Source organism: Pantoea sp. alder81 (assembly GCF_020179835.1).
Lineage (GTDB): Bacteria > Pseudomonadota > Gammaproteobacteria > Enterobacterales > Enterobacteriaceae > Pantoea.
The window spans coordinates 1-9,456 of the sequence record NZ_JAIUDA010000022.1 but is presented as its reverse complement, the minus strand read 5'-3'; the positions used below and the strand labels follow the sequence as shown (position 1 = coordinate 9,456).

The following is a 9,456-nucleotide window of genomic DNA, read 5'->3' as shown; positions in this document are numbered from 1 at the left end:
CAGAATTTGCCTGGCGGCTTTAGCGCGGTGGTCCCACCTGACCCCATGCCGAACTCAGAAGTGAAACGCCGTAGCGCCGATGGTAGTGTGGGGTCTCCCCATGCGAGAGTAGGGAACTGCCAGGCATCAAACACAGAAGCCCTGAACGAAAGTTCAGGGCTTTTTTGTATGTTTAAAACTCGCCAAATGGCTCAAAAGTCGTAAAGTACATCGAAATAGGTTAACGCGAAATAACATTGCGGGCATGAAAAAAGCCTCTGCCAGAATGCGCAGAGGTTTATGCAACTAATTGAATATTAATGGATAACTTGAGAAAGGAAGGCGCGTGTACGCTCTGATTTAGGATTCGCGAAGAACTCTTGCGGCGGCGCTTCCTCAACAATCTCCCCACGATCCATAAAGATCACTCGATCCGCGACAGTGCGCGCAAAGCCCATCTCATGGGTCACACACAACATGGTCATGCCATCTTCTGCCAGACCAATCATCGTATCGAGAACTTCTTTAACCATCTCTGGATCAAGTGCAGAAGTGGGTTCATCGAACAGCATAATTTTCGGTTTCATACATAGCGATCGAGCGATCGCCACGCGCTGCTGCTGCCCACCCGAAAGCTGGCCGGGAAACTTATGCGCATGCTCCGCAATCCTTACGCGCTGTAAGTAGTGCATCGCCAGTTCTTCCGCTTCTTTCTTTGGCAGCTTGCGTACCCACATCGGTGCCAGGGTGCAATTTTGCAAAACGCTCAGGTGAGGGAACAGATTGAAGTGCTGAAATACCATTCCGACTTCAGTGCGAACACGCTCAATATTGCGCACATCATCGTTTAAATGGATGCCATCTACCACAATTCGGCCCTGCTGATGTTCTTCCAGATGGTTGATGCAGCGAATGGTAGTCGATTTCCCGGAACCCGAAGGCCCGCAAAGCACAATGCGTTCGCGAGGTTTCACCTGCAAATTGATATCTTTCAAAACATGGAACTGTCCGTACCACTTATTCACGTTCTCAAGTGTAATCATCATGGTGTCAGCCGCATTCGTCATAATTTGTGTCATGTAAAACCTCAGTGCGATTTAAGCCCGGTGTGGAAACGCTTCTCCAGATACTGGCTATAGCGCGACATGCTAAAACAGAAAATCCAGTAAACCATGGCAGCAAACACATAACCTTCAGTCGACATGCCCAACCAGGTGGGGTCAACGGTGGCCTGCTGCACGCTACTGAAGAGATCGAATAAGCCGATGATGATCACCAGGCTGGTATCTTTAAACAGTGCGATGATGGTATTCACTAAACCGGGAATGGTCAGCTTCAGTGCCTGCGGCAGAATAACCAGCATCTGCGTTTTCCAATACCCGAGCGCCAGCGATTCCGCCGCTTCTGTCTGGCCCTTTGGCAGCGCTTGCAAGCCGCCACGCACTACTTCCGCAACATAAGCCGACTGAAACAGAATGACGCCGACCAGAGCACGAACCAGCTTGTCGATAGTGGTGCCCTCCGCCATAAACAGCGGCAGCATCACCGATGACATGAACAGCACGGTGATCAGCGGAACTCCACGCCAAAACTCGATGAAGATCACCGATAACGTGCGAACTACCGGCATCTTGGAACGACGCGCCAGCGCCAGCAGAATACCCAGTGGCAGTGCGCCAGCAATACCTACCGATGCAATGATCAGCGTGAGCGTTAAGCCACCCCATTGGCGGGTTTCAACGCGCTCCAACCCGAGATAGCCACCGTACATCAGTAGCCAAACTACTATGGGATAGATCACTGCCCAGCAGGCAATGTAACGTCCACGGCGTGGCATCGACTTAATGAACATTGGAATGATGGAGAGCAACCCAATCACCAGCGCCAGATTAATGCGCCAGCGTAGTTCGTGAGGGTACAGCCCATACATAAACTGACCAAAACGCGCATGGATAAACACCCAACACGCTCCCGCTTTGGTGCAGTCGGCACGAGTCTCTCCAATCCAGTTAGCCTGGAAAACCAGCCAGTCCAGTGCCGGCGGAATGACGCTCCACATAATCCAGAAGCTGAACAGCGTAAGCAGAGTGTTCAGCCAACTGGAAAAGAGGTTTTTACGTGCCCAAAGCCAGGCTTTTGCCAACGGATTGCCCGGTACGGGCGGTGTTTCATGTGTGGTCACAGACATAGTAATCCCGTTCTCTTAACGCTCAACCAGCGCGATTTTGCGGTTATAGAGGTTCATCAGCAGTGAAATGATCAGACTGATAATCAGGTAGACCGCCATGGTAATCGCAATGGTCTCGATAGCCTGGCCAGTCTGGTTCAGCACCGTACCGGCAAACAGCGACACCATATCTGGATAGCCGATGGCGGCTGCCAGTGATGAGTTTTTCACGATGTTGAGGTATTGGCTGGTCAGCGGTGGGATGATCACGCGCATCGCTTGCGGAATGATGACCTGACGCATCGTGACCGGGTTAGGCAACCCCAGCGAACGGGCTGCTTCACTCTGACCGTGCGGCACAGACTGAATACCTGAGCGAATGACTTCCGCAATGAATGACGAAGTGTAGACGGACAGTGCAACCGTCAACGCCGCCAGTTCAGGGATCATCACAAAGCCGCCGCGGAAGTTGAATCCACGTAACTCAGGCACATCCCAATGTGTTGCCGCACCAAACAGCGTGTGAGCGATCAACGGTAGCAGCACAATTAAACCGGCAGCAGCGGGCCATGTGCGACGTAATTGACCGGTTTTGAGCTGATGCTTGCGATTGAAGCGGAACAACGACCAACTGGCGAGTAACGCTAAAGCGAGTGCAATCAGGAAAGGCCATGTTCCTGATGCATATTCAGGCCATGGGACGTATAAACCGCGGTTGCTAACAAAGGCCAGATCGAAGGCATTTAACGCCTGGCGGGGACCCGGCAGGTTACGCAGTACTGCAAAGTACCAGAAGAAGATCTGCAGCAGCGGTGGGATATTACGAAACGTCTCTATGTAGATGGTTGAGAGTTTACGTAGCAGCCAGTTTTCGGACAGGCGGGCGAGTCCAACGGCGAAGCCCAGGATGGAAGCAAATACAATGCAGAGTGCGGATACCAGTAGGGTATTGGTTAGCCCTACCAAAAACACGCGCGCGTAAGTATCGCCTTCGGTGTAATCAATCAGGTGTTGGACGATGCCAAAACCGGCATTGCGCTCAAGAAATCCGAAACCGGATGTAATGCCGCGATTGGCCAGGTTGATGACTGTGTTGTGGACCAGATATCCCACCACAGCAAGCACGGCCACAATCGCGATGATCTGGTAAAGCCAGGCGCGAACCGTAGGATTACCAAACGAAAAATCCCTCTTTACGGTTGGGCGTTGAGACATGTTGAAACCTCAGTGAAGAAAACGCTTGGGCACCGCAGGGTGCGGTGCCCGACTGGCAGGACAGACTTAGCGTACTGGTGGAGCGTACTGGATGCCGCCCTGGTTCCAGAGCGCGTTCTGGCCACGCGCAATTTTCAGTGCGCTGTCTTTGCCCACGTTGCGGTCAAACACTTCCTGGTAGTTACCGACCTGCTTGATGATGTTGTAAGCCCACTTGTTATCGAGTTTCAGATCTTTGCCGAAGTCACCTTCTGCACCCAACAGGTGAGCCATGTCAGGTGTGGTTGGTTTAGCCGCCATTTGATCCACGTTTTTAGAGCTCACGCCCATCTCTTCCGCATTCAGCATTGCGTAGAGTGACCATTTAACGATGGTGAACCAATCGTCATCACCACGGCGTACCACTGGGCCCAGTGGCTCTTTAGAGATCACTTCTGGCAGCACGATGAAATCATCCGGCTTGCCGAGTTTCACGCGCAGTGCATACAGCTGAGACTGGTCAGAAGAGAGGGTATCGCAGCGACCGCTGTCGAGTGCTTTCGCTGATTCATCAGAACGGTCGAAAGTAACCGGTGTGTACTGCATTTTGTTGGCTTTGAAGTAGTCAGCCACGTTCAGCTCGGTATCGGTACCGGCCTGAATACAGACGGTGGCCCCATCCAGCTCTTTCGCGCTTTTCAGACCTGCTTTCTTATGGGTCAGGAAGCCGATGCCGTCATAGTAGTTCACGCCCGCAAACAGGAAGCCCATGCCACCATCACGTGAGGAGGTCCAGGTGGTGTTACGAGACAGGATATCCACTTCACCTGACTGGAGCGCAGTGAAACGCTCTTTAGCCGTCAGCGGGGTGTATTTCACCTTGCTGGCGTCGCCAAATACCGCAGCCGCAGCGGCGCGACAAACATCCACGTCGATGCCGGTAAATTTGCCACTGGCGTCAGCGTAGGAGAAGCCTGGCAGGCCGTCGCTGATACCGCACTGTACGAAACCTTTCTTCTTAATGGCATCCAGCGTGGTGCCTGCGTGCGCTTGTTGAGCTACGGCTAACAGTGAGGCTGCAGCGACCAGGGTGGAAAGCATCATCTTTTTCATAAAGCATCCTGTGTGACGTGATCGTGTGTTGTTATGTTTGCACGCACTTTTATGTGCGCTTTTTTCTGTCTGTGGCGGTTAGCCATCCACGACTCTGCAAAGGTAATGCCAGGTTTGCAGAATCCTGAATTCACTGGAAAGATCTTTTAATAAACGGACGCATCCAGAAATTTTGGCTACTATCGCGCACCAAAAGGCAGCATGACGAGACGACGCGATCACAAATAGTGCAAAAAGTTTCACTATGTGGAAGCAGTGTGAGCCATCACTCAGGATAAAATGTATACGTTTGCAGACTTACGGCTGAAACAGGGCAAGATCACAGGTAAAGCGGCGGGGCGGGCGTTATGACGTACGAAACAGGCGCTAAAATGGGGCAATGGACAGGCGCTGAGAGAGATGAAATATCACGGATGCAATTGCAACTATCGTTACCATATCCGCGACAATTGTTTCATGCGTTGTTAACGCAGGGAAACTATTGGCGCAACACAAACAAAAACGCCAACCCGAAGGTTGGCGTTATCGCAGCAATGAACGATTAGTTCATGCCGTATTTTTTCAGCTTCTTACGCAGAGTACCACGGTTGATACCCATCATCAGAGCTGCACGGGTCTGGTTGCCACGGGTGTACTGCATCACCATGTCCAACAGAGGCTGCTCAACTTCAGCCAGTACCAACTCATACAGATCACTTACATCCTGACCGTTCAGTTGAGCAAAATAGTTCTTCAGTGCCTGTTTAACCGAATCACGAAGTGGCTTTTGCGTCACCTGATCCTGTGAGTTAACGGTAGAAACGGTCAGTACATCAGAATTTACGCGTTGTTCGAACATAGTTCTTTCAGCTCTTTATTTCGTTTACGCAAGATTTTCGAAGTATGCCTCCAACGCCTCCAGCTGTTCGCTGGCATCCTCTATGGCGTTGAATGTGCGCCGAAACTGGTCATCAGGAGCACTTTCCTGCAAATACCAGGAAACGTGTTTACGAGCAATACGGTATCCCTTGCGCTGACCATAAAAGTCGTGCAGTTCCCGTATATGTCCAATCAGCATTTGCTTCACTTCAGCCAGCGGCTTCGGTGCCAGCAGCTCCCCTGTGTCCAGATAATGCTGGATTTCCCGGAAGATCCACGGTCTTCCCTGAGCAGCGCGACCAACCATCAGAGCATCGGCTCCGGTGTAGTCGAGCACCGCTCTGGCTTTATGCGGGTCAGTAATGTCGCCATTCGCGATAATCGGAATGGAAACGCTCTGCTTAACTGTCCGAATGCTGTCGTATTCAGCGTGTCCCTCAAACAAACAGGCGCGCGTGCGGCCATGAATGGTGAGAGCCTGAATGCCACAGCGTTCAGCCAATTGGGCAATCTCTACACAATTACGATTTTCTTTGTCCCAGCCGGTGCGAATCTTCAGCGTAACCGGTACATCAACTGCATTCACTACCGCACGGAGGATGGACTCCACCAGTGACGGATGCTGCAGCAGTGCTGAGCCAGCCATCTTACGATTCACTTTCTTAGCTGGGCAGCCCATGTTGATATCAATAACCTGCGCGCCAGACGCCACATTAATGCGCGCGGCGGCAGCCATCTCATCAGGATCGCAACCGGCAATTTGCACGGCACGGATTCCAGGCTCGTCACTATGCACCATACGCAAACGGGATTTGTCACTCGCCCAAACTTCTGGGTTTGATGACAGCATCTCGGAGACAGTCATACCTGCACCGTTCTCGTAACATAACGTGCGAAATGGCTTATCGGATACTCCGGCCATAGGCGCAGCAATGAGTCGATTACGTAGCTGATGGTGTCCAATGCGCATGAAAAAGAAGTGACCCTAACTGTTCGCAAGGCGGCGTATATTACGCATTTTTTAATGAAGATGAAAGGCCAAACTTTGAACAATTCACCGTTAAACTGCGAGGAAATCGGCCTTAACAGCAATGCTACAACTAATAATCTATATAATTCAGTATATTAAAAATTTATGCTGAAATTGTGAGCAAAAGTTTTTCTTAAAACATGCCCAAAATCACAACATAAAAACCGCCACATCCGGTAATTAGCCAGAGAAATGACGGCGATGTGATTATTAAATGTACTAATTTGATTGCTTTCAGGTAGCAGTTTTGCGGCCGATATGCAGAGAGTGAGTCGCTTTCACTGTCTCGATGGCGAGACTGAAAACCGGCCAGCGAAGCCAGCCGGTGATCATGCTTAGCGGCGCACACCAGTGATGCGGCACCATTCCTCTTTTTCAGCCACCGGATCGAGCGTGAAGCGCTCAATGTAAGCTTCACACACACCTTCAGCCTGGCTGGCCAGCACGCCTGATAATCCCAGATGTCCGCCAGCTTTAGGCAATACGCTAATCAGCGGCGCCAGTTCACGCAGCGGACCTGCAAGGATATTGGCGACAACCACATCAGCTTGCAGATTTTCCGGCTGTTGATGCGGCAGATAGAGTGATAAACGGTCAGAAACGCCATTGCGCTCCGCATTGTCACGGCTGGCCTGAATCGCTTGCGGATCGATATCAATACCGATGGCCTGTGCAGCGCCCAGTTTCAGTGCGGCAATGGCGAGAATGCCGGAGCCACAGCCAAAATCGATCACGGTTTTGCCTTGCAGATCGAGGCCGTCGAGCCAGGTCAGACACAGCGAAGTGGTAGGATGGGTGCCGGTACCAAACGCCAGGCCTGGATCCAGCATCACATTAACGGCATTTGGGTCCGGCACATCACGCCAGCTTGGGCAGATCCACAGACGCTCGCCAAAACGCATTGGGTGGAAGTTATCCATCCATTCACGTTCCCAGTCTTTATCTTCGATCTGCTCGATCTTGTGGTGGAAATTTGATCCCAAAAGGGGATGCTGGCTCAACTCGGCCACCACATCGTCCATCTCGGTTTCAGCATCAAACAGGCCAATCACATCGGTATCACCCCATAAGCGGGTTTCACCTGGCAGCGGTTCATAAACCGGGTTGTCGTGCGTATCCTGGAACGTCACTGACACGGCACCGACATCGATCAGTGCATCGCTAAGTGGCTCGGCATTTTCACCGGTACTGTTAATTTTGATTTGAATCCAAGGCATAGCGTTTCTCTTTATTCCACTGCAGCGTGACGCGCATCAGGCGTGCTGCCAAACAAGTTGCCTACCACGAAGGCCAGCAGGCTTAAGGTCAATGACGGAACGATAGGGTGGAAACCCCACAGTTCGATATTCAGGCTGGCGAGCAGGGTATAACATGCTGCGCCCACAATCATGCCGCTGATGGCACCAGTCGAGTTGGCGCGCTCCCAGTAGAGGCCCAGCACCAGCGGCCACAGAAACACCGCTTCCAGTCCGCCAAACGCCAGCAGATTGAGCCAGATAATCATATCCGGTGGATTCCACGCTGCCAGCAGCAGTAGCAGACCCAGCACAAAGGTGATGGTGCCCGATAGCATACGCAAACGTGCTTCATTCTCGCTGTGCTGCGGCGCAATACGCAGATACAGATCTTTGATCAGCGTAGCGGAGGATTGCAGCAGCTGCGCGTTAATCGTCGACATGATGGCCGCCATCGGTGCGGCGAGGAATATGCCCGCGGCCATCGGTGGCAACACGGTGATCATCAGCGTCGGGATCACCCGATCCGGGACGGTAAGATCAGGAATGATCGCACGACCTAAAGCGCCGGCCAGATGCATACCCAACATCAGGATCACCACTACGATGGTACCGAGCACAATGCCACGATGCATGGCTTTGCTGTCTTTATAGGAGATACAGCGCACCGCCGTGTGCGGTAAGCCAATCACGCCAAAGCACACTAATACGGCAAACGAGCTGAGGAAAGTGGGATTGATCACATTGCCTACGCCCTCCGGTGAAACCAGCTGTGGATCAATGGTGCGCAGCTTCGTCACGGCTGTTTCCAGTCCGCCAGCGTGATGTATGACTGCAAACAGCAGCAGGAAGGTGCCGATCAGCATCACCAGTCCTTGCATCGCATCATTAAGTACACTGGCTCGAAAGCCACCGAAAGCCGTGTATAGAGCGATAGTGCCGCCAAAGATCAGCAGTCCGGTGTCGTAGGGAATCCCCGCTGCCGTCTCCAGCAGACGCGCGCCACCAATGAACTGCACGGTCATAGCGCCGATGAAGGCCACCAACAGGCTAATACTGGAGAGCCAGATCAGCAGTGTGCTGCCATAGCGGCCATATAGCATGTCATTAAGCGTCACTGCGTTGTAGCGACGTGCCAGGATGGCAAATTTCTTCCCCAGGACGCTCAGGGATAGCCATATTGCCGGTACCTGAATCATCGCCAGTAAGACCCAACCGAGACCGTATTTATAGGCTGCACCCGGTCCGCCAATAAACGAACTGGCGCTGATGTAAGTGCAGGTGATCGTCATGGCTAAGACAAAACCGCCCATGGAGCGGCTGCCAAGGAAGTATTCTGTGAGGAAATTGCCCTGTTGCTGTTTGCGCATGGCAAACACGGACAGTGCGGCAATGAGCACCAAATAAGCCAGCAGGGGAAGAATGATCTCAGAGTCCATCATTGTCCTCCAGTGACATATCACGGAACAGGATGCGCACCATCAGCCAGCACAACACAATAAACAGTAGCGGGGCAAAGACGCAGGAGAGTTCGAACCAGCGGGGCAGGCCCAAAATGCCAATCTCATCACCACCTAACCAGGCGGAGAATCCCCATACAGCGAGGTAAGCTAACGTGAGATAGAACGCCCAGCGCGCCTCTCTGTTCGCTTGCAAAAAACGCCAATCCATTATGCAACCTCAAAGGCAACAAAAATGAAAAAGGCCGGATTAACCGGCCTTTGTTTGCTCTGCGCTGCGATTACTTCTCGTGCAGGCCGAGTTTTTTCTCCAGATAGTGGATGTTGGTGCCACCCTGCTGGAAGTTTTCGTCGGACATGATTTTCATCTGCAGCTCGACGTTGGTCTTGATGCCGTCGATGATCAGTTCCGCCAGCGCA

Annotated in this window: 9 protein-coding genes, 1 rRNA gene and 1 pseudogene; 1 reads left to right on the top strand and 10 read right to left on the bottom strand. The window is 52.2% G+C overall.

The genetic code is table 11. The features are described from left to right. Positions 1-9 precede the first annotated feature (9 nt). Positions 10-125 (top strand): 5S ribosomal RNA (gene rrf, locus LBW88_RS26320). Between the two features lie 171 nt (positions 126-296). Here rrf and LBW88_RS26315 read toward each other — a convergent pair. The 10 genes and pseudogenes from LBW88_RS26315 to LBW88_RS26270 form a co-directional block, all read right to left on the bottom strand. Further along, on the bottom strand, positions 297-1,058 hold the full coding sequence (locus LBW88_RS26315; protein ID WP_084938030.1) for an amino acid ABC transporter ATP-binding protein: 762 nt from the start codon (positions 1,056-1,058) through the stop codon (positions 297-299). Between the two features lie 8 nt (positions 1,059-1,066). Further along, on the bottom strand, positions 1,067-2,167 hold the full coding sequence (locus LBW88_RS26310) for an amino acid ABC transporter permease (protein WP_224935626.1): 1,101 nt from the start codon (positions 2,165-2,167) through the stop codon (positions 1,067-1,069). 15 nt (positions 2,168-2,182) lie between these two features. Further along, positions 2,183-3,361, bottom strand: a complete 1,179-nt coding sequence (locus LBW88_RS26305) for an amino acid ABC transporter permease (RefSeq protein ID WP_224935628.1) — start codon at positions 3,359-3,361, stop codon at positions 2,183-2,185. Positions 3,362-3,427: 66 nt separating this feature from the next. Continuing rightward, positions 3,428-4,453 carry an amino acid ABC transporter substrate-binding protein gene (locus LBW88_RS26300; protein ID WP_224935630.1) on the bottom strand — a complete coding sequence of 342 codons (1,026 nt, stop codon included), beginning with the start codon at positions 4,451-4,453 and terminating at the stop codon, positions 3,428-3,430. A gap of 541 nt (positions 4,454-4,994) precedes the next feature. After that, positions 4,995-5,291, bottom strand: a complete 297-nt coding sequence (fis, locus tag LBW88_RS26295) for a DNA-binding transcriptional regulator Fis (RefSeq protein ID WP_003855228.1) — start codon at positions 5,289-5,291, stop codon at positions 4,995-4,997. 24 nt (positions 5,292-5,315) lie between these two features. Then, on the bottom strand, positions 5,316-6,281 hold the full coding sequence (gene dusB, locus LBW88_RS26290) for a tRNA dihydrouridine synthase DusB (protein ID WP_200578678.1): 966 nt from the start codon (positions 6,279-6,281) through the stop codon (positions 5,316-5,318). A gap of 395 nt (positions 6,282-6,676) precedes the next feature. Continuing rightward, positions 6,677-7,558: a 50S ribosomal protein L11 methyltransferase gene (prmA, locus tag LBW88_RS26285; protein ID WP_224935632.1), complete on the bottom strand. Its 882-nt coding sequence runs from the start codon at positions 7,556-7,558 to the stop codon at positions 6,677-6,679. 11 nt (positions 7,559-7,569) lie between these two features. Further along, positions 7,570-9,015, bottom strand: coding sequence for a sodium/pantothenate symporter (panF, locus tag LBW88_RS26280; protein ID WP_224935634.1), 1,446 nt, complete (start codon positions 9,013-9,015; stop codon positions 7,570-7,572). After that, complete coding sequence (locus LBW88_RS26275; RefSeq protein ID WP_224935636.1) at positions 9,005-9,247, bottom strand: YhdT family protein; 243 nt, start codon at positions 9,245-9,247, stop codon at positions 9,005-9,007. The genes panF and LBW88_RS26275 overlap by 11 nt, the downstream gene beginning before the upstream one ends. 70 nt (positions 9,248-9,317) lie before the next feature. After that, positions 9,318-9,456: pseudogene (locus tag LBW88_RS26270) on the bottom strand (acetyl-CoA carboxylase biotin carboxylase subunit); the annotation flags it as partial.